Here is a 23,024-nt window from a genome sequence, read left to right on the forward strand (position 1 = left end):
TTTCACAAAATAAAATTCACACATTTCTCACAAATCAATTAATAAAACGATTACATTTTTGTTTATACTAAATGTACAAGTAATACTCCCTAAACCCAGCTTGTCTGGTTACCCCGTTAAATACTATGAAAAAAGGACTTGTATCCTATACAAGTCCTTTTTTGTTTCCCCTATTTAAAGAGTATATCTTTACTATACTGCTTTCCAACGAGTAAATCATATTGAATCATTTTATATTGCTCTAACATTTCTTTTTGTTTCTTTGTTAAGTCTTTAATCTCTTCGCCATTTTTATCAACTTTTAATTCATCTCTAAGCACTGGGATTTCTTTATATAATCCCGATAAAAATTGATAAAATGGTGATTTATTTAATCCTGCGTAATCAAAAACAAGATTTGAGAAATACATTGGACTTACTAAACCTAAGTTGTCATTTGGTATATCAAAATTTGCATACATTAACAATGGTGTTTCTGCCATTGATAATCTTTCACTTACAGTTTCTTCATTCTCTATATATCCAGCCTCTTTATAAATAGCCTTATTTGTCCCTAGTACTGGTAAATGATCTCCAAAAAAGACTAATAAAGTAGGTCTTTCTAATTCATCAAGCTGGTCTATTAAATATTTTAAAGCTTCATCGGAGCGCCTTACACCTTCCGTATATATTTCTAATTCTGCCTTCGATGCATCTTCTGTTAATCCATTAACTTCTATTTGATTTTCTTCAAATCGTCCCGGATTATATGGAAAATGATTTTGCATCGTTACCGCATGAATAAATGTAGGCTGTTTTCTCTTATTCAATTCATCTATTATTTCTTTACTCATAGACAAATCACTAACATTGTCCCCAGCTAATTCTTTATGCTTCATCGTATCTTCTGCATTAAAGTTATCAAATCCAAATACATTATATACAGTATCTCGTTTGTAAAATGAGCGATCAAAAGCATGAATTGCACTTGCATAGTATCCTTGTTTTTTCAATTCACTTGCAATAGATGGGATTTCTTTCTGACCTGTAACAGCTTGTTGATACGGTATAGAACCGGGCATTAACAAACTCATTGAATAACTCGTTAGCGCTTCAAATTCGGTATTCGCTGTATTCCCCCCAAATGTAGGAGCTATTGTTTGTCCACCTGGAAAATTCTCAATATAATGATGTAGATTCGGGACTGGATCTTCGCTAAATGAAAGATTCGTTAGTTTTGTAGGGTCCCAAAAAGCCTCGCTCATCAGAAATATAATATTCGGTTTCTCGGCTTTTTTTTGTTCACTCACATTAACACCATATTGTTTCTTTATGTCATTCGCAATTTGAAGCATATTTTCCTTTGAATATTTTTCTGGTTCCTGAATAACTGTCGTATCTAAGTTACTTAAAAATCCTAAAACCAAGCCATTTTGACCATAGTTCATATTTTGATTCCATAAAGGGAAGTATACCCCACCCTTTACAAATAACTTATTCACAAATGTATTAGGGTAATTACTAAACGCATACACCATAAACAGAGATGTACATATTAAAACAATTCGCATACCGATATGGATTTTTATAGATTTAATATGCTTTCGAATAGTAAAAACAACAAATGCAAATACAACTATACTAATGATTCCTATTAATATATTTTTCAAACTAAAATAATCCATAACCATTGGTATAACTGACTGCATATGCCCTATTTGTGTAAAGTCAGATGGATATAGCGGCTCTCCTCTGAACATACTCTTGAAGTAATTAACAATCCCTAAAATAATAAAAGAACAACTAGTTAACATTACACTTAGTAAAATTTTTCCAATTGAATTGTAAACTAAAATATACACCATATAAATGAGTAAAACGCTGAATAGGTACTGTGTATACTGCAAATAAATCCAGTTATTCACAAGCAAAAAATTCATATATTCTTGTATGAATATATAAATAAAAACTATTAAATGAGCTATTGGCAGCAATAAAATATGAACTCTTATAGCTGGTCTAAGTTTATTGATTATCCCTTTATTCAAATAATCAATAAAAAATAGTATGCTCCATAAAATTATAGTAATTATACTTAACGTGATTCCTTCATTAAAAAATAACTTCGTCTTCTCTAATTCGAAATAGCCTAATGTAATAACAAACAACGTTTCTAAAAAAACAGTCCATATTCCGCTAATAATGAAAGAAAGTAATGGGCTCTTTCTTTCTTGCTGAACAGAAAAATTATAACGAAATTCATTTCTTCTTTGTTGCTGAACTACAAAATCCAAACTCAACTTATTTCCCTCTTTTCTCTTCTTGTTTTCTTCTCTCTATTTCACCCCGCATCAGTAAAAAACATTATACTTATGATCTTTATATCTATTTTTATTATATATATATAACCTTAAATACCCCTTAAAAAATAACATTTTTTCGTACTTTTTACAACAAAACAGATTCTAAAAAGTACAAAAATACTGCATATACAAACTATATTACAAAAGGATTCTACCTTCAAAAAAAGTTAAAATTCACCGTTATTTTAGGAGATATAATCTATTTATTATGCAAATTAAAATACGAAGCAAAACCTGATCAAACTTGCAGGTTTTGCTTCGTATTTTGATTTCTATTTTTTATTCCTTACAAACTAAGAGGACAAATCATGATGCCTTTAAGAACGTGTTGAAACATCTACTATAAAAGAGAAACTATCCACATTCTCCATATAATACATACGATTACTATAAATACAAAATCAAAAAAATCTAATCTCGGACCTTTTTCCATATGCATATGTAGCCACATATGCATCCATTTCATTTTTGTATATTTTTGAATGCTTTTCTTTGCAAATCGGTAAATGAGCAATTGTATAATAAAAAATCCAACTACGAAAATGAACAATAAAATGAGAAAATCGACCACAAAATCCCTACCTATTTTTGCAGTGATTTTTCTACTATCTGATTTCTCAAAACCCACTCCTCAAACTGAGCACTTCCAAATTCCCAGCTTAAATCACGAGCATGTACAGAAAAAACGTAATGACCAGCATATTCGTCCATAAACCTTCCTAACTCTACATCCTCTTTCTGAATACCGTATACTCCAAAATTAAAATACACATCCCATACGTCTTCATTCTTCCTCTTATAAGCAATCGATTCCATATCACATTCTGTTCCGAAATAATCAAGATGTAAATGTACGCTATCATCATATTCGTACTTCATTTTATCACCCCTTATATTTGTACTTCTTTATCACTCAAAAAATTCCTGCTATCTATACTCACATATGGGCACTTACCTACATATCATGCTTGTAGAGTGACTTCTAGGAGGTGTTATATAGTGAAAAAATTAATAGCTGTTTTTTGCATCATGTTACTAACTGTTTTCACTTTTGCTGCTTGTAGTAGTAAAAAAGAAGGGCCAAAAGATCAAACTCAAAACATTCGCGTCGGCGAAGTTACCCATTCTCTTTTCTATGCACCGTTATATGTTGGGATTGAAAAAGGTTTTTTTAAAGATGAAGGACTAAATATTGACCTACAAACAACAGCTGGCGGAGATAAGACGATGACCGCCCTATTATCTGGTGGAATTGATATTGCTCTTGTCGGTTCTGAAACGTCTATTTACGTTCATCAACAAGGAGCAAAAGACCCTGTTATTAACTTTGCACAGCTTACACAAACAGATGGGACATTTTTAGTTTCACGTAAGAAGCTAGATTCTTTTAATTGGAATGACGTAAAAGGTGTTACGTTTTTAGGTCAGCGTAAAGGCGGCATGCCGCAAATGGTTGGAGAATACGTTTTAAAGAAAAATGGCATTGATCCTCACAAAGATACGAACTTAATTCAAAACATCGAGTTTGCTAATATCGCAAATGCCTACGCATCTGGTACGGGAGAATTTGTACAGCTCTTTGAACCGACTGCAAGTATATTCGAAAAAGAAGGTAAAGGTTATATCGTCGCTTCGTTCGGAAATGAATCTGGTACTGTTCCTTATACATCGTTCATGGCAAGAGAAAGTTTCTTAAAGAAGGATAAAACTGCTGCTGAAAAGTTCACACGTGCGCTCTATAAAGCGCAGCAATGGGTTGATACACATAGTCCCGAAGAGATCGCTGATGCCGTTTCTCCGTTATTTAAAGACACTTCAAAAGACATTACAGTAAAAGTAATTGAACGGTATAAAAAGCAACATTCTTATGCGACAAATCCGCTATTAGATGCGGAAGAATGGAAACAGCTCCAAACTATTATGAAAGACGCTGGTGAATTACAAAAAGAAGTCCCACATGAAGCGCTCGTCAATACGAAAATTGCCGAAAGCGTTATTAAGAAATAGAGGCGAAGTGTATGAGTTTTTTACAAATACGTAACGTTTCTCACTGCTTTTTCGCAAAAGAGAACGCCAAACTAATTCTCGAAGATATGAGTTTACAAGTGGAAGAAGGAGAATTTATTTCTATACTCGGTCCAAGTGGTTGCGGCAAAACGACGCTTCTCTCGATTATCGCTGGGCTACTTGATCCAATTGAAGGTATCGTATTTTTAGATGGTGAACCAATTACAACAAAAAGTCCATCTATGGGTTATATGCTCCAGCAAGATTACTTGTTTCCGTGGAAAACAATTGAAGAAAATATTATGCTTGGACTTCATATTCGAAAGATTTATGATGAACGAACGAAAGAACATACTTTAAAGCTTTTAAAACAAGTCGGTTTGCATGATGTAGAACAGCAATATCCTCGTGAATTGTCCGGTGGTATGCGTCAACGCGCTGCACTCGTTCGAACATTAGCGACTGATCCAAAAATTTTATTGTTAGATGAACCATTTTCCGCTCTCGATTATCAAACAAAGTTAAAACTAGAGGATCTCGTCTTCACATTATTACGTAACTTTAAAAAAACATCTTTACTCGTGACACATGATATTGAAGAAGCAATTGCGATGAGTGATCGTATTTATTTACTACAAGCGAATCCTGGGAAAATTGCAAAAACGTTCGTCGTCCCAGAAAGTATTCGCTCCTTATCACCGTTAGAATCGCGCCATCACTACGACTTTCCAGCCCTTTTCCAAGACATATGGAAGGAGCTGGAGCGCCTTGGATAATATAAAACAGCTACATGAACAATTTCGAAAGAAAGAACGCAGGCGTGCATGGATTGCTCGCTCGCTACAACTTTTACTGCTCATTCTTTTCTTTGCATTATGGGAAATAGCTAGCAAAAACGAATGGATTGATCCTTTACTCTTTAGCTCTCCGTCGAGTATTTGGGATCTCTTTCTTAGCAAGTGGATTGACGGTTCGCTTTGGATTCATATATGGACGACGCTACTTGAAACAGGAGTAGGCTTCATTCTTGGAACAGTACTCGGGGCTATTATTGCCACGTTCCTTTGGTGGATACCACTTTTAGCTCGCGTTCTTGATCCATATCTCGTCGTCCTAAATGCAATGCCCAAAGTCGCACTCGGCCCTATTATCATTGTAATCTTCGGTCCTAATATTTCATCGTCTATTGCAATGGGCGTAATCATTTCCATCATCATTACCATTCTCGTTATTTACAGCGCATTTCAAGAAGTCGATTCTAACTATATAAAAGTAATGGACACATTTGGCGCAAATAAATGGCAATGCTATAAGCAAGTTATACTCCCCTCATCGTTCCCTGCAATTATTTCAACGCTAAAAGTGAACGTTGGATTATCATGGGTCGGTGTTATTTTCGGTGAGCTTCTCGTTTCTAAACAAGGACTTGGCTACTTAATTAGCTATGGATTCCAAGTCTTTAACTTCACACTCGTCTTACTGAGTGTGCTACTCACATGTGTTCTCGCAACACTGATGTATGTGTTTGTAGAAGCATTTGAAAAACTTCTAATCGGAAAACGAAAAAGAAGCTGACTCAAAACAATATGCTAGAGTCAGCTTCTTTCTTTTACCTTTTATCACACATTTTTGTTTCATTTGTAACATTTCCATCCGCAACCGTAACTGTATGGAAACAGTCTTTCACACGTACTGTAACGACATTATCTTTTCGATCTATTACATGATAATCGTTGAACTTTTTATTTAGTGCACTACGAATTTGCTCCCCTTCAAAAATCGGAAAACCGTGAGACATTACCCAAATGAGACCAGCAACAGCAAGAATCGTTTTCATACGTTTCATTACCTCCTCGAGAGTAAACTTATAGTCCCTACAACACGCGCATTATAATTGTGTCTAAATTGTGACATTTTTATACTAATTCTCTTTTATAGCACTAGTTCCTTCTTCTTTTTTAAAAAAGACAGAATTTTCAACTTTCTCAACATAAAAAACGTAAAGAACTAAAATTCTTCACGTTTTCTCTTGGCTAAAATATATCGGATACATAGCTCACATTCGTGTCCAATTGGTTACTCTATCGTTTTCGAAACATCATATAATCCAGCTAACACTTCCGCTCTCATTTTTACAAGCTCAGGGAACTGATAGAAAAACGCAATTTTTTTATATTTTAACTCCGTTCCTTCTTCCACCTTTTTTGAATCTTGTAAAATAAACGCTGTAAATGTATCTGCAATGTCTTCTGCTACATTTGTCGTCCCGTAAAGAGAAACAAACTCATTTTGTTTCTCTTTAAAAAATTCAATTTGAGCTTCTTCGCTTTCTTCCACTTTCTTTTCTGTCCACTCCTGCTCAATTGGTTTCCAGAACAAATTATGGAATTGATTTATATAAGAGCTCTCCTTCGCACATCCTTCTTGCAAGAAAAGAGATTTACATTTATTTTGGTATGATGAAATATCTTTTTCTTCTTCAAAAGCCTTTAAGTATTTTTCATTTACTGATATTTGTTTATGCCCGAGTGTTAATACGTGTGCTGTCTCATGTATTAATGTTTTCATCACTTGATCAATATTTACTGCAGAATCAAGCGTATCTAAACTAAGGGTCCACTCTTTCGGATACTCTACATTCGGGATAACGTGGGCGACAATTCCATCGTAACCATCTGTTACCATGTCAAACTCTTTTATGTCAGTGCGATACTTAGCTGGAATAAGAGTGCTATACATCTCCCATAATGATTGATGATACGCTTTATCTTGACGTTGTTTTAGTATCTCTTCTTTCGCTTCTTTATCTTCTGCGAACGCCTTATTCAATCGTTTCTGATCTAGTTTATCGAAATACGGATCTACAATTTCATCACCATCAATATAATAAGAAGCTAAAAAGAAATAATTTTCATCATCCTCTTTTTTCATTTCCGCTTCTTTCATATCATTACTTGAATTTCCTTCTAAAACATAATCCTCTAGTACTTCAAGTTCTGAAAGTCCATCTATTTTTTTATATACTTTTTGAAGCGTCTTATCACCTATTTGTGCACATTCTTCTGTCGTTTCGCACGCATCTTTTTTCTCTCTTTTTGAAGTTTGCTCCGACATATCACATCCAGCTACTAAGCCCGTTGAAATCATAAAACACACTAACTTGCCATACAGTTTTTTCATACGCCCCTCCATTATTCCATTCTACAAAAATATCATAATCATTTTTTAACGAATATGCGATAATTAATTATAAAAACTGTATGGAGGTTTCCCATGATTCGAGCAGTCTTATTTGACTTAGATGGAACACTATTAGATCGTCGCCAATCTCTAGAGCAATTTATTCGTGATCAATATAATCGTTTCGCCTTTCATTTGATAAACATAGAAAAATTCGAGTATTGCTCTCGTTTTCTCGAGCTCGATAATAATGGTTACACGTGGAAAGATAAGGTATATTCCACTCTCCTTTGCGAATACAACATTACCACTTTAACGCCAGAGCAACTGTTGCACGACTACATTACAAACTTCCGACATCATTGTATTCCTTTCCCAGACATGCATGAACTACTTCAACAATTAAAACAGCGAAACATTAAAATTGGTATAATTACAAACGGCTTTACTGAATTTCAAATGAGCAACCTTCGAGCATTAAACATACATACGTATACAAATACAATTCTCGTTTCAGAAGCGGAAGGAATCAAAAAACCTCATCCTGAAATTTTCGAACGTGCTTTACAAAAGCTGAATGTAAAAGCCGAAGAATGTCTTTACGTTGGAGATCATCCAGAAAACGACGCGCTCGGTTCTGAACAAGTAGGAATTCTTGGCGTTTGGAAGAGAGATTTATTTTGGGGTGACTTCGAGCATTCACGTGTGATAGATGATTTATTAGATGTTCTTTCATTTTTAGAGGTAGAGATAAAAACAAGGTAATAGTAAATAAATTATATAAGCGATTTACCGCCAAAAAGAGGAGGCCGTTATTTAAAAACGCCTCCTCTTCCTTTATTGTTCATAAACTGTAAACTGCGGTTTACTCGGATGATCTTTTACTAGTGCATCATCTGGAAACTTTGAAACTTTTTGATACAGAGAAATGTCGCCAATACAACCTGCTGTTAGTAGAACCCCTAAAAATGAGATCGCTTGAACATTCATCGCTAATCCAATTGCAATTGGTAAAATTCCAGTAGGCAAAAATGGCAACATTAAAACTTTCTTCATTTGCTTTACTGTAATTTCTTTTTTAGAATGAGCGTATGCTACACCTAATTTCCAATTGACACCCCATGTTAGTTCACTCCACGGAACACCTCCGATATAGCGAAATCCTATTAAATGTATCGCTTCATGTATACAAACGAGAACAATCATTCCAATAATTAAAAGAAACATAACGGGCAATGTAATTTCAACTTGAAACCCGCCTGAAAAAAGCGCATGTAAAAAACTAATTCCAATCGCTAGAGCTAATATTATAAAAAATGAATAGATATTTAATTTAACCATCGAAACAGTAACAGTCGTTTCTTTTCTTTTATCCATCTTCTCCTCCTAAAATGTAAATACATCTTTACAAAATTGTATAATATACCCAAATTATGTAAAGATATATTTACATTCTCGAACAAAAAAAGAAACCGGCCATTTTACTTCGTAAAACAGCCGATTTCTTCTATATGTTTCATCGTACGCGCTAATACATCGTCGCGCATAATAAAGCTAAATTTTCTATCAGTTTTAATGTTATCAGGAATGTCTTTTAATAAAACAGACCCTTTCGTTTCTTCGTAATGCGTATGTTCTTCTACCGCACTAATTGTTGCAAAATAAATGTTTTTAATGATTATTTTGTCTTTTCCAGATACTTTATATTGTCCTAAGTAAGTTAAATCCGAAACTATGCCGCCGGTTTCTTCATGAACTTCTCGAACCGCCGCTTCTTCCGGTGTTTCCCCTAGTTCTACTTTACCACCTGGAAATTCAAGACCGCGACGTAAATGATGCGTTAATAACCATTGATCCCCGTACCGGCATACAACCCAAACATGCTTTGGCTCAGGAGAAAATGGATAACGTTCAAACGATAATTGTACAGTGTTGTGGTAATAATCTTTAAATTTGTACATGCCATTACTCCCCTATTGATGGTTACAAGTTTTTCCTACCACAAATTGTAGCATATTCTCGCTTTTCTGCATAATATTATCCAATTACAATCCATTGATTATTCCCATTTGTGCGACTAATTCTTTCGTCTCATGATTTCCTAATTCGTAAATCATTTTATATGCTTTTTGTAGTTGTTCATCATATCGATCATTATTTGAATCGTGATGATATTCAACAAATGGAACGTGAGACCGTACAAATGAACCTAAATCCTCTACATATGCTTGATCAAAGTACGCTCTTAACTCCGTAATTTCCTCATCATTTGCGTAAACTTCAAAATTGTACGTATCTGCCGTCTTCACTTGTGAAATTTGACCATTACCTATTGATATATAATATGTTTTTTTCTTCTCCATGTAACACCCTTCTTTCATCCTTTTAGTTTCTATTGTTTTCATCAATTACAAAATTATGTAAAATAAAGAAAAGGAGGGATTTCATGTTCAAAATATTAATTATCGGTATTATAATCGTCCTAGTCATACTAGTACTCTCCGTCATGACGATTAATAAAGGCTATGCATACAAACATTCCGTTGATAAACCAGAAGATAATCCTTATACAAAAAATAATAAGGAGGATTCATAATATGCTTCGTGTACTTCGCATTGCAATCGCACTCACTGTGATCATAATGTCGATAATCGGGCTCTATACAGGTCAAAATAACTTTCTACCACTTTCACAATTTTTATTAGGAGCTCTCATGTTCCTCATTGCAATGGAACAAATAAAAAAGAAGGATTCAGGAACAGGATTCATTTGTATTGTTGCCGGTGCTTTCATTTGGATTGTTCTTATCATTAGCTATATAAAATAAAGGGGATACATGTATGCTAAAAGGATTGCGAATTACTTTTTCACTTATTGCTTTATGTATAGCAATCTATAGTTTCTTTACTAGTAATAGAGAAATTATGCCTTATATGTTCATCTTTTTAGGGATGATGGCTTTCGTTATTAGTATAGAGGAAATCTTAAAACAGCAAAAAGGTGGTAGTATACTTGCTCTGTTAGCAGGAGCTGGTGCTTTATTTCTTGGCTTCTCAGAAATATTTCGATAAATAGTCTCTTTAAAGGAGGTATACAATGCTAACTGGATTACGCTATTTTTTCATGCTTCTCACATTCTCTCTTTGCACTTATTCTCTTGCTACCGACAACTTCACACTTCTCCCATACATGCAATTTGCTCTCAGTTGTTTCTTTATTCTTCTAGGAATTAATGAACTGAAATCCGGAAGAAAATCAATGGGCATCTCGCATTTTTTCGTTTCTAGTCTTATGCTCTTCATTGTAATATCGAATTACTTTCACTAAAGATAACATGTAATTTCCAATCACCTACTGACCATTACCTCTCACTAATTTGGATTTTTTAAACAGTTAATAAATTGGAGGATACTATGCTAACAAACCTTCGAATCTTACTATCTGCTATTGCTTTTATTCTTGCTTTTTTTAGTCTTTTTACACGAATTTCTATTCTTTTCTCTTATGTATTTATCCTTTTAAGCATCACATTTATTCTTTCGGGAGTTGCTGAAATACAACAAAAGCAAAAACCGAAAGCTATCTTTTGTTTTATAGTTGGGATAATCACTTTCTTCGTTGGGATTTCTGACATACTTCCATAAAAAAGAAGAGCTTGTGTGCTCTTCTTTAACTCACTACTTTCAATCCAATAATCGTCCCCATAATCCCAACGATACAAATAATCCGAAAAGCGTTTTTAGGTTCTTGAAAAAATAAAATACCGACAACTGCTGCCCCGAGCGTTCCGATTCCAGTCCAAACTGCATATGCGATCGATAACTGAATTTCTTGAAGCGCCATCGTTAAAAATTGAAAACTAATAATAAAACCACCTATTAAAATAATATTATTCGTCCAACTATTATTTTTTGCTACTTTCTTTATCCCAATTACACCGACAATTTCAAAGAGCCCAGCTATAATTAAATAGATCCATGCCACTTTATTTCACCTCTTCCTTATTCCCACTAAATTTCAATCCGATAATAAATAGTGCCAATAAGCAAACGAGGAAAATTTTGATGAGCGAAAATGGTTCTTTGAAATATAAAATATCTACCAATATCGTTCCAACTGTACCAATTCCAGTAAATACTGAATATGCCGTACCAATTGGAATTTTTTTAGTTGCTTCAATTAGTAGTTGAAAGCTCACTAAAATTGCAATGAGTGTCAAAATACTCATTGAATTTGTTTTTAATCCTGTCGCCCAATATATTTCAATTAAGCCCCCAAATACTAAATACATCCACGCCCTATTTATGCTAATCTCCTTTTTCTTTTTCACTTCTTCTTTTATCTCTTCTCTTGTTTCTTGTTTCGAAGAATTACGCTTCTTTTTCGGAAAAAGAATGTAAGACATCGCCCATATAAAATGAATAATAAGCACTGATGTCCAGACACTTGTAATCGTATTAATCGTTTCATTTTTATAAAATCCAATTTGTTTATTTAAAATCCACTCTTTCATATGAAGGAAATAGGAACCGCTTGGCAACTCTTGAGCTGGTACAAGCCCTACTATAAAAATAAATAGAAGCTGTGCAAAAATGAAAATCCCCAGATGCTTATAAAAATATTGCCTCTCCATCCGCGCATGCTTAATTCCATATAGCTTCTCTTTTCCCGTGCCCGTCATTTACCCTCCTCCTTTTTTAAATAACAATCCATCATCTTTTCTAAATAATTCATCGTTTCTAAATCAAGTCCGTATACTCTTGCAATCTCTCCCTCTTCAGGTTTAATTAAATCCCAATACTTATTTATTAATTGTTCATCTTCATGAAATACGTGCATTGAAAAGGCCACTACCCTTTCCGCTAATTTTTGAATTTCCGGTGAATCTACTGGTTCATTTATACGCTGACGAATTTCTCTTAATACTTGTAACCATTCTTTTGTTCTTTCATCGTTTTCTTCAAGTGTTGGTAAATCCTCTATAACCTTCTGTTCTTCCTCCGTAAAATATTTTTGTCGGAAATTTTCTCTCTGCTCAATTCCCTGTACTGATTTTATGAATAACATTAAATCTTCTGTTTTAAGCTCTCCAGTTAATTCAATGGAATGAAATGCTGTATATAATAGTTTTTCTAAGTCCTGTAATCTTTTTACTTCCGCTTGTATTGTTTGAATTTCATTTTGAATTGCACTTTTCCATCTTTCTTCTGAATTCCCCTTTTCCTCTTTTAACACTTTTTTTATTTCCGAAAGCTTAAAACCAAGCTTTTTAAACGTTGTTATTTGTTGCAATGTAATTACATCATCTTTTGAATAGTAACGATATCCTGACTCAGCAACGTACGACGGTTTTAATAATCCAATTTCCTCATAATATCTAAGTGTTCTCGTCGTTACATTTGTTTCTTTTGAAATTTCACCAATGCTATACTTATCCATCGTTTCCTCCTCACGCCTTATTTATCTTCACTATAAACTTTGACGTATACGTTAAAGTCAATACTCCATTCACACAAAAAACTCCTGTTTTTCAAACAGGAGCTCTCATTAATATATTCACCTACTGCCTTTCATTTCTTAAAAATGCTCATAAGTGAAACTCATTGTTTTTCTATAAAACCTGTACTTTTCTCTTTTACAAATAAAAAAACTGCCTTTTCACAGGCAGTTTTTCTTTATCCAAATACTTTTTCAAGTTCGTCTTTATCTTGGCTTAACCAGAAGTTCATTAAGCGTTGTGCTCCTTCTAAATCGTGAAGCTTCGCTTGGCCACATTGTGTTTCGTTTGCAGCTGGAATTTCTGTAATTTGAACCGCATCTTTTAATGTTAGTTCTAATAAATCAATGATTTCACGAACTGTTGGTGTTCCGCTTACAACAAGATAATATCCTGTTTGGCAGCCCATTGGTGAAATATCGATAATATCAAAATGCGGATAACGATCAATATATTTACGTAAATTAAATGCTAATAAATGCTCTAACGTATGAATAACATCTGGTTTCATTGCTTGTTTATTCGGTTGGCAAAAACGAATATCGAATTTATTTACAATACCGTCACTACCTACGTTATGAACTCCGCAATGTCTTACATACGGTGCCTTTACAATCGTATGATCTAATTCAAAGCTTTCTACTGATGGCATACAACATCTCTCCCGCTTTTAATTTAATTCCGTTATATCCAATATGATATAACGGAAATGCACATTAGTAAAGTATTATGTACAGTCGTGCTATAATACTTTAAGAATATGCTGAAAAGGAGACCATTATGAAACAGATTTTCATTGGAATTATACGCTTTTATCAAAAATTTATTTCGCCGATGACACCGCCAACGTGCCGCTTTTATCCGACTTGTTCTCATTACGGATTAGAGGCGTTTCAAAAGCATGGTGCATTGAAAGGTTTTTGGCTTACTTGTAAGCGTATATTAAAATGTCACCCTTTCCACCCGGGAGGATTTGATCCTGTCCCAGATAAAAAGGATGACAAAGTAAATTCTTAATTGTCGTAACCATTCACAACTAAATCTAATTTTCCTGTATCAGGATCTATAACAAGACCGTGAACAGGTACTTCTTCTGGAAGTAATGGATGATTGCGAAGTATTGATACACTATGTTCTACACTTTCTTCAACACTAGAGAACCCTTGTAGGAATCTTTCTAAATCGATTCCAGAATAACGAAGTGTATCTAATTTCTCATCTGTTACACCGCGCTCTTTCATCTTCTCAATTGTACTGCTTGCTTGAATTTTTGCCATACCACAATCATGATGACCAACTACACAAACTTCATCGGCACCAAGTTCGTATACAGCAACTAAAATACTACGCATAATACTTCCGAATGGATGGGAAATAACAGCGCCTGCTACTTTAATAATTTTCACATCACCGTTACGCATATTCATCGCTTTCGGTAATAATTCAACAAGACGAGTATCCATACAAGAGATAATTACCATTTTTTTATTTGGAAATTTTCCTGTTTCATACTCTTCGTATTTTTTCTCTTCAACGAATTTTTCATTGTATTGTAAAATCTCTTCTAATGACTTCATAGTACAGAACCCTCTTTTCTCTCATTTACATTACATATGTAGTGTACCAAAATTTGAAAAACTCAAAAAGGATATTGCTTTATAGTAAAAATGAGATATTTTCAGATAACCGACATAATTCTTTCAAAATATACACACACCTTTGTAACAAGTCTCACATACTTTAAACGTATTTTCACTATAAACTGATTGTAGATAATGTAAAAAAGGAGTGAATATTTATTATGTCCGACGTTCTGTTACTAAGTCGTTTTCAATTTGCAATTACTATTTTTTATCACTTTTTATTTGTACCTTTAACAATCGGACTTGTTATTTTAGTAGCATGTATGGAAACTCAATACGCCCGCACATTGAATCCAACATACCGCAAAATGGCAAATTTCTGGGGTAAATTATTTACAATTAACTTCGTAATGGGGATTATAACCGGGATTACGATGGAATTCCAATTTGGAACAAACTGGTCTGAGTACTCCAAATATATGGGAGATATTTTCGGATCCCCTCTCGCAATCGAAGCACTCGTTGCCTTCTTCTTAGAATCTACGTTCATGGGAATATGGTTATTCGGTAAAGACAAAATTTCACCAAAGTTCCGTGCCTTCTGTATGTGGATGGTTGCACTTGGAACAAATATTTCCGCACTTTGGATTATTACAGCAAACGGCTTTATGCAAAATCCTGTTGGCTATGTAGTACGTAACGGCCGCGCTGAATTAAATGATTTCTGGGCACTTGTTACAAATCCATATGCTTGGAACATGTTCTTCCATACTGTAATTAGTTGTTATATCGTTGGTGCTTTCTTCGTTATGGCCATTAGTGCCTATCACTTGCTACGTAAAAACGAAGTGGAATTCTTCAAAAAATCATTTAAGTTTGGTTTAATGTTAGGCTTATTCGCCGCAACTATTACACCGTTTATGGGACATCAATCTGGTGTATCGGCAGCTAAATATCAACCTGCTAAAGGAGCTGCGATGGAAGCAGTTTGGGAAACTGGAAAAGGACAAGGTTTCTCAATCATTCAAATTCCTGATGTGAAAAATGAAAAGAACTTTGAACTACTTACAATTCCAAAACTCGGAAGTTTCTTCTATACAAACTCATTTGATGGAGAAATTGTTGGTTTAAAAGATATTCCGAAAGAAGATCGTCCAAACGTTAACCTTGTGTACTATAGCTTCCGCTTAATGGTCGCACTTGGCATGTTCTTTATGGCATTAACTTGGTTCGGTTTCTATTTAAACCGAAAAGGAAAACTAGAAAACTCAAAACGTTATTTAAAAATTACAATGTGGTCTGTCTTACTTCCGTACATTGCGATTAACGCTGGCTGGATTGTCGCTGAAGTAGGTCGTCAACCATGGACAGTTTATAAACTAATGCGTACAGCAGAATCTGTATCACCTATATCAGTTCCACAAATTTGGTTCTCATTAATTAGTTTAATATTGTTCTACACTTTACTTTTAATTGCAGATGTATACTTAATGCTGAAGTTCGCAAAAAAAGGACCAGCTGCATTAGAAGAGCCTGCTACTGAAGGAGGTACAGCTCATGTCTCATGATATGCTTGCAATCATCTGGTTCGGTTTATGGGGCGTAATTTGGACAGTTTACTTCATTCTTGATGGCTACGCACTCGGTAACGGAATGATTTTCCCATTCGTTGCGAAAGACCGACAAGAACGAAATCAATTACAAGAAGCAATTGGTCCATTTTGGGGTGGTAATGAAGTATGGTTAATTACAGCTGGTGGCGCAACATTTGCTGCCTTTCCAATCACATATGCAAATATGTTTAGTTACCTATACACACCACTATTTTTAGTATTACTTGCACTATTTGCTCGTGCTGCTGGACTTGAATTTATGCATAAAGATGATTCACCAATTTGGCAAAAAACTTGTAAATGGGCATTTACAATTGGTAGTTTCCTAATCGCTTTTTTATTCGGTGTTACATTCGCTAACCTATATTACGGACTACAAATCGGAAAAAATGGCTATGAAGGAAATTTACTTAGCTTACTAAACCATTACGGTATTTTAGGTGGTCTGTTCTTCACTGCTATATTCGTCGTATCTGGTGCTCTTTGGGTTATGATTAAAACGACTGGTGAAGTATCCGATCGTGCTTATAAAATCGCAAGACCATTTTCAATGGCAGCTGCTATCATTTTAGCTATCTTCTATGTAGCAACTGCAAATCGCACAAACTTATTCCAAAACTTTACGGAATATCCGGTACTATTTATTCTTCCAGTACTTGCAATGTTAATGAGTGTACTCGCACTTATTATGGTGTACAAACATAAAATCGGCCTCGCCTTTACATTTGTTTGCTTAACAATCGCAATGTTTATGACAACTGGCTTTGCAGGTATGTTCCCAAGAATGTTACCTTCTCGCATTAACGACGCCTATAGTACAACGTTATACAACGCAGCTGGTAGCCAATTAAACTTAAAAATTATGTTCTTCGTTGCAATAGTTATGGTACCAATTGTTATTGGCTATCAACTTTGGAGCTACAGTATTTTTAAAAATAAAATCCATAAAGACTCTGCTAAAGGATATCACTAAGATAAAAAGACACTTCGTTTGAAGTGTCTTTTTTACGTATGATTTTCGATAAAGTGAAACTATAATCAGTGGGGATTTTGTTCATCCCCACTGATTATTAGCCCACACCAATCGGACATTTCCGGGCAGTTGATTCCCTACCTAAATACTCAGCACAAGCCGATCTGTGAGGTGGGAGTCTTACTGCCCGTAAATAGCAGGATAAGATGTTATACTTTCAATCTAACAACTATGATACAGAAGAATCACAAACAGCTCACAACTAAATTGTATCATAGGGCAAATTCATCATTTTATGCAATTTTACATATTGCACTATAAGGTAAATTGTATCTCTTGGTCATTTACATCATTATCCCTTACATCTGCTGTACTAATCCCGCTAAATGTTCTCACATTTAATCCAGTGTTCGATGATCCCGATCCATTATAAGCTTTCGTCTTTTCAATCGGTTGCACGTTATATTTATCCCCTAAATTAATCGTCCCATTGCAGTTTTCAATAATAACACCTTCAACAACTGCCGGCATATTGTCACCTACTTTCATTTCCTTACTTTCATTTTATGAAAATCGCCTATAAAAATAGCATGTTTCAATAAGAAAAAGCACTCAAAATGAGTGCTTTTTCTCTAAGCATGAATGGCAAGTTTGGAGACAGTTGACTTCTTCAAAATTTTATTAGGGGTAATATTTTGAAAAAGAAAGCCTTTCATATTTAACTTAACACCACTGGAATATATAGTAAATTGATAATGTTTATACGGAAGATTGCTAATGTTTAGTATAGATAGTTTCCACTATGTTAACAGTAAAAACTCATCTCCACTAAACAATAAAAAGTGCCCTCAAAGAAGACACTTTTCATAAACAGACACTATAAAACAGAATTATTTATCCCGCATTAACGGGCAGTAAGACCCCCACCTCAAAATTCAGCGAAAGAAAAAAAGTTAGGTGGGGGATCAACTGCCTGTAAATGCCCGATTGGTTCAACTAATAATCAGCTGGGGATGAATCCCCCACTGATTAAAGTTTCACTTTATTGTTATACGATTGTTAGATACAAAAAATTGAGGGAAATGCTTGTACAAAATTCTGCTTTATAAAGTCTGTCTACAACTTATATTTTAATCCTCTTCATTTTAAAATAAATATAATATGCACAATTACATACAAAAAAGAAAAGACACTCTACCGAGTGCCTTTTCAACCACTTTACTTTTAATATATCGCCTTACATACATTTTAACATATGTATCTATATAATTTATTGAGAAAATTCAAAATCCTTTTTCTTTCATTTTCACTTATGAAATCATGTAATATAAAAGATATGTCAAATTCTTATACAAGTTGAGGTGTACTATATTTATGCTGTATTTTGGAATTATTCCTCTTATATTGTTTATTATTTTTCTTATCTCTTATTTAAAAGATCCGCGAAAAATCATAAACGGCTTTTTATTTAATGCCTTTATCTGTTTTTTCCTTCTTTTTTGCGTAATCGCATCTTTGAACTCAGATAGTGCTGTCTTGCGTTACATTATATTTTTACCTTTTTTAGCACTCCTCATTATGCTTCCTTTCGGTATTATCGCTTTAATGTTTGGATTATTTCTTAATGCAAGAATTTTAATGAAGCGAGAAGGAAGACGGTTCACTAACTGTTTAACGCTCCTTGCTGCATTAGGGATGTTATTCTTTATGTTACTCCCTATTATAAATCCAGCAAGTTTGGTCTCATCACATTTAGAGCCTATTTTTGCAGGTATTTCTCTTATAAGCATATATTTCTTTATACACTTATCTAACTTTTTAAGTGCTTATTTTCTATACCAATTCAACAGACCAAGACGTAATCAAGATTTCATCATCGTTCTCGGTAGTGGCTTAATTAATGATAAAGTACCACCTTTACTTGCAAGCCGCATTAATAAAGCTATCGACTTTTATTGGAAACAAGCAGCTGTGAATACCCCACCAACAATTATTTTCTCTGGTGGACAAGGTCCAGATGAAGGGCTTCCTGAAGCAGAAGCGATGCAAAATTATGCGGTTGAAAAAGGAATTCCTCTTGAACATACAGTGCAAGAAAATCGTTCTGTAAACACATATCAAAATATGTCGTTCTCTAAAGAAATTATGGATTCTTTAAAACCTGAAGGTAAGTATAGAAGTATTTTTACAACGAATAATTTCCACCTTTTCCGCGCTGGTATATATGCAAGACAAGCTGGCCTAAATAGCCAAGGAATTGGATCAAAAACCGCATTTTATTACTGGCCTAATGCAATGATTCGTGAATACGTTGCGATTGTCGTAATGGGACGTAAACGTCATATGAAGTTTTGCGGAGCTATTTTAGGATTCGCTTTATTCGTGTCAGTACTTAGCTTTATATTTTCTTAATAGCATCCCATCCTTTGAAAGGATGGGATTTCTTATACTCATTTCAAAAATATTTTAAAGATAATATGGCGATAATATTCCCTCCATACATCCATTAAAGGAGAATTTTTTCAAATTAAATGTTAAAATGAAATTTAGGTGTGAATGATGTAACAAACAAGAAACTAGTTTGAAACGAGGAAATTATATGGAGAAAACTATCAAAAACAAGCCCAATAAGCTAAAAATCGCTTCAAAAGCTTTGATGATTATTATTGGGGCATTTATTACAGCGTACGGATTAGAAGCTGTCTTAATTCCAAATAACGTATCCGACGGTGGTGTAACTGGTTTAAGTATCGTTAGTTCAAGATTATTTGGATTGCCATTAGGGGCTCTAATCGCAGTTATTAACATTCCTTTCGTTTGGTTAGGATATAAGCAAATCGGTAAAAGCTTTGCAATTTATTCCATTATCGGGATTGCTTCATTAGCAATAGGTACCGTTGTCATGCACGGAATACCAACTATTATTGAAGGCGATACATTATTAGTTACAGTTGTTGGTGGTATTATTATCGGTTTTGGTATGGGACTAGCATTACGTAACGGCGGAGCATTAGATGGAATCGATATGCTAGCTGTATTACTTTCTCGCAAGTTACCTTTTGGAACGAGTGACCTTATTTTATTCTTAAACATGTTCGTGTTTATTTTCGTATCAACAGTATTCGGTCTTCAAGGAGCTATTCTTTCGGCAATTGCTTACTTTATTGCTTCGAAAGTGATTCATATCGTTGAAGTTGGTTTAAGTGGTTCGAAAACATTTAAAATTATCACCAAAGAGCCTGAATTAATGGTAGAAACAATTCGCGATCGTTTAGGCCGAAGCGCAACGTATAACGAAGTATACGGTGGTTATTCAAGAGAGAAATTCAAAGAAATTTCTTGTGTAATTAACCGTTTAGAAGAAAGTAAAATGAAAGATCTTATTAATGAAATCGATCCAAATGCCTTTATTACAGTTTATGACGTAGCAGAAGTAAAAGGCGGTAATTTCAAGAAACGTGATATTCATTAATCGTTATGAAAAACGAGGCTGTGCCAACATTTTGGCACAGCCTCGTTTTATTATTAAGTTGCTATCGTTGTCAGTTTTTGTCGGTAAGTCGATATATTTCAATAATCGCTGATATATTTTGAGTTGCGGTCGATATATTCCAATAAGCGCTGATATATTTTTACTCGCCCCACCGGCTCCCTCGTTTAATCCACTCTACATACTTTTGAAAAACCGGCACTTCTTGTTGAAAACGAAGCGGAACATATAGAAAAAGAGTACATGTACATAGTATCCATAGAATACCTACTACAAAGTGAAATTTCATCGTTGTGCTAATAAACAAACTGAGGAATAAGACGAGGAACATAATCAAACTAAACCTTTTATATATAGTCATAATAATCTCCTCCTTATAACTTAATTGTACCAGCTACAAGGAATTAATTTCCATAATAAAAAGACCGAAAAGCAAATTCTACTTTTCGATCTTTTTAACTATCTTCGCTTCGTAATTTTTCCTGAACCACCGACCCTCGTTTTCGGAGGAGATGTATTCCTTGGCGGGGTTTTAATAGATGATTTCGGCTTCACATCTGATCCGCTTGAACCACCTGGTGTTTTTGTAATTTTCCCTTTGCTTCCGGTAGAAGGTGGAGGCGTCGTATTATTTCCTTTTTCAGTAATACTTCCCTTATCACCTACTGATGACTTCGAATCTACATTATCGCCTCGCTTAATGATAGATCCTTTCCCTTCCTTCGTAATTGGAGGCGGGGTTTTCTTTTCTTCTTTCGTAGGTGGCCTTTCCGGAATAACTGGTTTATGATTTTGTCTGTCATTATATCCTCGATAATCACCAGATGATGATTTTTTTGAACCGAATATATCGTTTAATATACTCCCCATAATATACCCTTGCAAGAAGGATGGTTGGTAATTTTGACGGACAAACTCTTTATTACTTATTTCAATTAACGTATCAGACGGTTTCTCTTTATCCTTTTGCAGATTATAAATCTTATCAGAATAAACGAGGAACATTTGATTTTCGTCTTCTTTAGATGCTTGCTTCGGTTCTCTTTCATTAATGAGTTCCTTTGCTACTTCAGGAACAGACCGATTGGCGGCCCTATACACGTAAGATTCTTGTTTACCTTCCTTTGCAACAGACTCGAGTGGATAACGGTCTTGAATCGACTTCGTCTGCCCGCCTTGACAGCCTGATAAAGCATAACCGGCAACAACAAGTAAAATAACGATAGCAAGTATAGGGATCACGAACGATTTAATCATGGTAAACAATCGGTTTGACATGATTACGCCCCCTTACGTTGCTCTTATAATTTGTACATCTGCAGGAATGATTGCTTCTCCCTCATACATCATTGTGCGACCATTTTGCCATTCAATACGTAATAATTTTCGGTTATCAGATTGAAATTCCCATACGTACTGTTCTTCTGAAGCAGAGAATGGTGTTTTTCCCATTACAACAACACGTCCGTTATATTGCTCTTCCATATGGTACTCGGTATCATCCATTTCAATTGTCGTCGGAACTTCATCAATTGAATCTAAACGACCATCAATTGGTGTATATAATTTGTAATACGTATTTTCACGATCTTCAATTTTCAAATAACGAATATCTTTCCCATCTTGCAGTGTTAAAACAATCTCCTTACGAGAATGCATGCTCGTTTTTCCAGTTAATTCGTACATAACTAATGAAACTTCAATCATATCGCCAGGAGCTAATGTCAAAAGACTCTTTTCCGGCTTCGGCGGCTCTGGACTTTTCATTATATTTTTAATTCGTTTAAATAAGCTCACAATCTACCCCTCCTTTTCTCTTTATAAACAAGCACCTAAAATAAGTGCACCAACAATATGTAATGATCCAGCTAACATCGCATGCGCAACACTGCCTTCTTTCGTACCTTCTTCTAAATCCAAACCAGACATTTTCTTTAACACAAACTCAATAAACATTTCTACCACTAGTAAAATAACGAAAGAAACTGCTGAAGCAAGTAGTGCTTGCCATAAGTCATTCGCTTTCGTTATTGATTGAGATAAAATGTACCCTTGTGCGAATAATTTCATGACGAAACGAGTTGTTACAGCTGTATTCCCATTTTTTATTTCTTTTAAATCATTGTATTTTGTAAAAATTGAATCAACCCACATAATTGCAAATAAAAGTACTGCACTCGCTCCAGTCCATACGAGCATGGCTACTACATTCATCCATGTCATTGCAAAACCTCCTCTAAATATAAAGTGAAACTTTAATCGGTGGGGCGTTTTCCATCCCCTACTGATTATTAGCTCCCACCAGCCTCTCTGCTTTCACGAAATGTTGGGGCGGGAG

Annotated in this window: 31 protein-coding genes; 13 read left to right on the plus strand and 18 right to left on the minus strand. The window is 34.6% G+C overall.

The features are described 5' to 3' along the window. Nucleotides 1-170 precede the first annotated feature (170 nt). The 3 genes from G9F74_RS15345 to G9F74_RS15355 form a co-directional block, all read right to left on the minus strand. Complete coding sequence (locus tag G9F74_RS15345; RefSeq protein ID WP_000050732.1) at nt 171-2,279, minus strand: LTA synthase family protein; 2,109 nt, start codon at nt 2,277-2,279, stop codon at nt 171-173. Between the two features lie 403 nt (nt 2,280-2,682). Next, on the minus strand, nt 2,683-2,913 hold the full coding sequence (locus G9F74_RS15350; protein ID WP_000227439.1) for a hypothetical protein: 231 nt from the start codon (nt 2,911-2,913) through the stop codon (nt 2,683-2,685). An 11-nt stretch (nt 2,914-2,924) separates the two neighbouring features. Next, the gene (locus G9F74_RS15355; RefSeq protein ID WP_000873109.1) at nt 2,925-3,221 is read right to left on the minus strand and encodes a DUF3986 family protein; all 297 of its coding nucleotides are present in this window, start codon (nt 3,219-3,221) and stop codon (nt 2,925-2,927) included. A 120-nt stretch (nt 3,222-3,341) separates the two neighbouring features. Between G9F74_RS15355 and G9F74_RS15360 the strand changes: the two genes are divergently transcribed. The 3 genes from G9F74_RS15360 to G9F74_RS15370 are packed head-to-tail and all read left to right on the plus strand — an operon-like array spanning nt 3,342 to nt 5,924. Further along, nucleotides 3,342-4,349 carry an ABC transporter substrate-binding protein gene (locus tag G9F74_RS15360; RefSeq protein ID WP_000733218.1) on the plus strand — a complete coding sequence of 336 codons (1,008 nt, stop codon included), beginning with the start codon at nt 3,342-3,344 and terminating at the stop codon, nt 4,347-4,349. A gap of 11 nt (nt 4,350-4,360) precedes the next feature. After that, a complete protein-coding gene (locus G9F74_RS15365; RefSeq protein WP_000009038.1) occupies nt 4,361-5,125 on the plus strand; it encodes an ABC transporter ATP-binding protein in 765 nt (254 codons plus the stop codon). Beyond that, nucleotides 5,118-5,924, plus strand: a complete 807-nt coding sequence (locus G9F74_RS15370) for an ABC transporter permease (RefSeq protein ID WP_000368773.1) — start codon at nt 5,118-5,120, stop codon at nt 5,922-5,924. Before G9F74_RS15365 ends, G9F74_RS15370 begins: the two co-directional genes overlap by 8 nt. 34 nt (nt 5,925-5,958) lie before the next feature. On the opposite strand, the gene G9F74_RS15375 is transcribed toward G9F74_RS15370, so the two are convergent. Together G9F74_RS15375 and G9F74_RS15380 are read right to left on the minus strand one after the other, a co-directional pair. After that, nucleotides 5,959-6,186 (minus strand): hypothetical protein, encoded by a 228-nt coding sequence (locus G9F74_RS15375; RefSeq protein WP_000849116.1) that lies wholly within the window; start codon nt 6,184-6,186, stop codon nt 5,959-5,961. Between the two features lie 239 nt (nt 6,187-6,425). Further along, entirely contained in the window at nt 6,426-7,529 is a 1,104-nt protein-coding gene (locus G9F74_RS15380; RefSeq protein ID WP_016109244.1) for a hypothetical protein, read from the minus strand. Nucleotides 7,530-7,622: 93 nt separating this feature from the next. Between G9F74_RS15380 and G9F74_RS15385 the strand changes: the two genes are divergently transcribed. Further along, complete coding sequence (locus G9F74_RS15385) at nt 7,623-8,294, plus strand: HAD family hydrolase (RefSeq protein WP_000617321.1); 672 nt, start codon at nt 7,623-7,625, stop codon at nt 8,292-8,294. 72 nt (nt 8,295-8,366) lie between these two features. Here the strand turns inward: G9F74_RS15385 and G9F74_RS15390 are convergent, their stop codons facing one another. From G9F74_RS15390 to G9F74_RS15400, 3 genes are all read right to left on the minus strand, one after another. Next, nucleotides 8,367-8,906 (minus strand): DUF3267 domain-containing protein, encoded by a 540-nt coding sequence (locus tag G9F74_RS15390; protein ID WP_000361300.1) that lies wholly within the window; start codon nt 8,904-8,906, stop codon nt 8,367-8,369. Nucleotides 8,907-9,010: 104 nt separating this feature from the next. Next, nucleotides 9,011-9,490 (minus strand): antimutator 8-oxo-(dGTP/GTP)ase, encoded by a 480-nt coding sequence (gene mutTA / locus G9F74_RS15395; RefSeq protein WP_000276384.1) that lies wholly within the window; start codon nt 9,488-9,490, stop codon nt 9,011-9,013. Nucleotides 9,491-9,574: 84 nt separating this feature from the next. Beyond that, nucleotides 9,575-9,892 (minus strand): hypothetical protein, encoded by a 318-nt coding sequence (locus G9F74_RS15400; protein ID WP_000412304.1) that lies wholly within the window; start codon nt 9,890-9,892, stop codon nt 9,575-9,577. 83 nt (nt 9,893-9,975) lie between these two features. Here G9F74_RS15400 and ytzI point away from each other — a divergent pair, with 83 nt between their 5' ends. From ytzI to G9F74_RS15420, 4 genes are all read left to right on the plus strand, one after another. Continuing rightward, a complete protein-coding gene (gene ytzI / locus G9F74_RS15405) occupies nt 9,976-10,125 on the plus strand; it encodes a YtzI protein (RefSeq protein WP_000472801.1) in 150 nt (49 codons plus the stop codon). Nucleotide 10,126: 1 nt separating this feature from the next. Then, entirely contained in the window at nt 10,127-10,357 is a 231-nt protein-coding gene (locus G9F74_RS15410) for a DUF3953 domain-containing protein (RefSeq protein WP_000946673.1), read from the plus strand. A 13-nt stretch (nt 10,358-10,370) separates the two neighbouring features. Further along, complete coding sequence (locus G9F74_RS15415) at nt 10,371-10,601, plus strand: DUF3953 domain-containing protein (protein ID WP_000911975.1); 231 nt, start codon at nt 10,371-10,373, stop codon at nt 10,599-10,601. Between the two features lie 342 nt (nt 10,602-10,943). Beyond that, a complete protein-coding gene (locus tag G9F74_RS15420) occupies nt 10,944-11,174 on the plus strand; it encodes a DUF3953 domain-containing protein (protein WP_000957183.1) in 231 nt (76 codons plus the stop codon). 25 nt (nt 11,175-11,199) lie between these two features. Here the strand turns inward: G9F74_RS15420 and G9F74_RS15425 are convergent, their stop codons facing one another. The 4 genes from G9F74_RS15425 to luxS all read right to left on the minus strand — a co-directional run bounded on the left by G9F74_RS15425 (nt 11,200) and on the right by luxS (nt 13,679). Further along, on the minus strand, nt 11,200-11,514 hold the full coding sequence (locus G9F74_RS15425; RefSeq protein ID WP_000312334.1) for a DMT family transporter: 315 nt from the start codon (nt 11,512-11,514) through the stop codon (nt 11,200-11,202). A 1-nt stretch (nt 11,515) separates the two neighbouring features. Then, nucleotides 11,516-12,211, minus strand: coding sequence for a DMT family transporter (locus G9F74_RS29860; protein WP_000148147.1), 696 nt, complete (start codon nt 12,209-12,211; stop codon nt 11,516-11,518). After that, the gene (locus G9F74_RS15435) at nt 12,208-12,969 is read right to left on the minus strand and encodes a MerR family transcriptional regulator (RefSeq protein WP_000362244.1); all 762 of its coding nucleotides are present in this window, start codon (nt 12,967-12,969) and stop codon (nt 12,208-12,210) included. Before G9F74_RS15435 ends, G9F74_RS29860 begins: the two co-directional genes overlap by 4 nt. Before the next feature lie 236 nt (nt 12,970-13,205). Then, nucleotides 13,206-13,679 (minus strand): S-ribosylhomocysteine lyase LuxS, encoded by a 474-nt coding sequence (gene luxS / locus G9F74_RS15440; protein ID WP_001141371.1) that lies wholly within the window; start codon nt 13,677-13,679, stop codon nt 13,206-13,208. Nucleotides 13,680-13,807: 128 nt separating this feature from the next. On the opposite strand from luxS, the gene yidD reads away from it, so the two are divergent. Next, nucleotides 13,808-14,044: a membrane protein insertion efficiency factor YidD gene (gene yidD / locus G9F74_RS15445; RefSeq protein ID WP_000809334.1), complete on the plus strand. Its 237-nt coding sequence runs from the start codon at nt 13,808-13,810 to the stop codon at nt 14,042-14,044. On the opposite strand, the gene G9F74_RS15450 is transcribed toward yidD, so the two are convergent. Next, nucleotides 14,041-14,604 carry a beta-class carbonic anhydrase gene (locus G9F74_RS15450; protein ID WP_000838170.1) on the minus strand — a complete coding sequence of 188 codons (564 nt, stop codon included), beginning with the start codon at nt 14,602-14,604 and terminating at the stop codon, nt 14,041-14,043. The two genes, yidD and G9F74_RS15450, sit on opposite strands and share 4 nt — an antisense overlap. Nucleotides 14,605-14,828: 224 nt before the next feature. Between G9F74_RS15450 and cydA the strand changes: the two genes are divergently transcribed. After that, nucleotides 14,829-16,178, plus strand: coding sequence for a cytochrome ubiquinol oxidase subunit I (cydA, locus tag G9F74_RS15455; protein WP_001286179.1), 1,350 nt, complete (start codon nt 14,829-14,831; stop codon nt 16,176-16,178). Then, nucleotides 16,168-17,196 carry a cytochrome d ubiquinol oxidase subunit II gene (gene cydB / locus G9F74_RS15460; protein WP_000017645.1) on the plus strand — a complete coding sequence of 343 codons (1,029 nt, stop codon included), beginning with the start codon at nt 16,168-16,170 and terminating at the stop codon, nt 17,194-17,196. Before cydA ends, cydB begins: the two co-directional genes overlap by 11 nt. A gap of 315 nt (nt 17,197-17,511) precedes the next feature. Here cydB and G9F74_RS15465 read toward each other — a convergent pair whose 3' ends face one another. Further along, complete coding sequence (locus G9F74_RS15465) at nt 17,512-17,745, minus strand: spore germination protein (RefSeq protein ID WP_002039815.1); 234 nt, start codon at nt 17,743-17,745, stop codon at nt 17,512-17,514. 825 nt (nt 17,746-18,570) lie between these two features. Between G9F74_RS15465 and G9F74_RS15470 the strand changes: the two genes are divergently transcribed. Together G9F74_RS15470 and G9F74_RS15475 are read left to right on the plus strand one after the other, a co-directional pair. Further along, a complete protein-coding gene (locus tag G9F74_RS15470; protein WP_016109245.1) occupies nt 18,571-19,608 on the plus strand; it encodes a YdcF family protein in 1,038 nt (345 codons plus the stop codon). 187 nt (nt 19,609-19,795) lie between these two features. Continuing rightward, complete coding sequence (locus G9F74_RS15475; RefSeq protein ID WP_000415908.1) at nt 19,796-20,668, plus strand: YitT family protein; 873 nt, start codon at nt 19,796-19,798, stop codon at nt 20,666-20,668. A 160-nt stretch (nt 20,669-20,828) separates the two neighbouring features. Here the strand turns inward: G9F74_RS15475 and G9F74_RS15480 are convergent, their stop codons facing one another. The 4 genes from G9F74_RS15480 to G9F74_RS15495 all read right to left on the minus strand — a co-directional run bounded on the left by G9F74_RS15480 (nt 20,829) and on the right by G9F74_RS15495 (nt 22,909). Next, complete coding sequence (locus tag G9F74_RS15480) at nt 20,829-21,047, minus strand: hypothetical protein (RefSeq protein ID WP_000158335.1); 219 nt, start codon at nt 21,045-21,047, stop codon at nt 20,829-20,831. Nucleotides 21,048-21,145: 98 nt separating this feature from the next. Then, on the minus strand, nt 21,146-21,964 hold the full coding sequence (locus tag G9F74_RS15485; RefSeq protein WP_000071184.1) for a DUF4247 domain-containing protein: 819 nt from the start codon (nt 21,962-21,964) through the stop codon (nt 21,146-21,148). A 12-nt stretch (nt 21,965-21,976) separates the two neighbouring features. Continuing rightward, a complete protein-coding gene (locus G9F74_RS15490) occupies nt 21,977-22,483 on the minus strand; it encodes a DUF4178 domain-containing protein (RefSeq protein WP_000051753.1) in 507 nt (168 codons plus the stop codon). A 21-nt stretch (nt 22,484-22,504) separates the two neighbouring features. Further along, nucleotides 22,505-22,909, minus strand: a complete 405-nt coding sequence (locus G9F74_RS15495; RefSeq protein ID WP_000220091.1) for a DUF350 domain-containing protein — start codon at nt 22,907-22,909, stop codon at nt 22,505-22,507. Nucleotides 22,910-23,024 lie beyond the last annotated feature (115 nt).

This window comes from Bacillus sp. EKM202B (assembly GCF_011066025.1).
Lineage (GTDB): Bacteria > Bacillota > Bacilli > Bacillales > Bacillaceae_G > Bacillus_A > Bacillus_A toyonensis.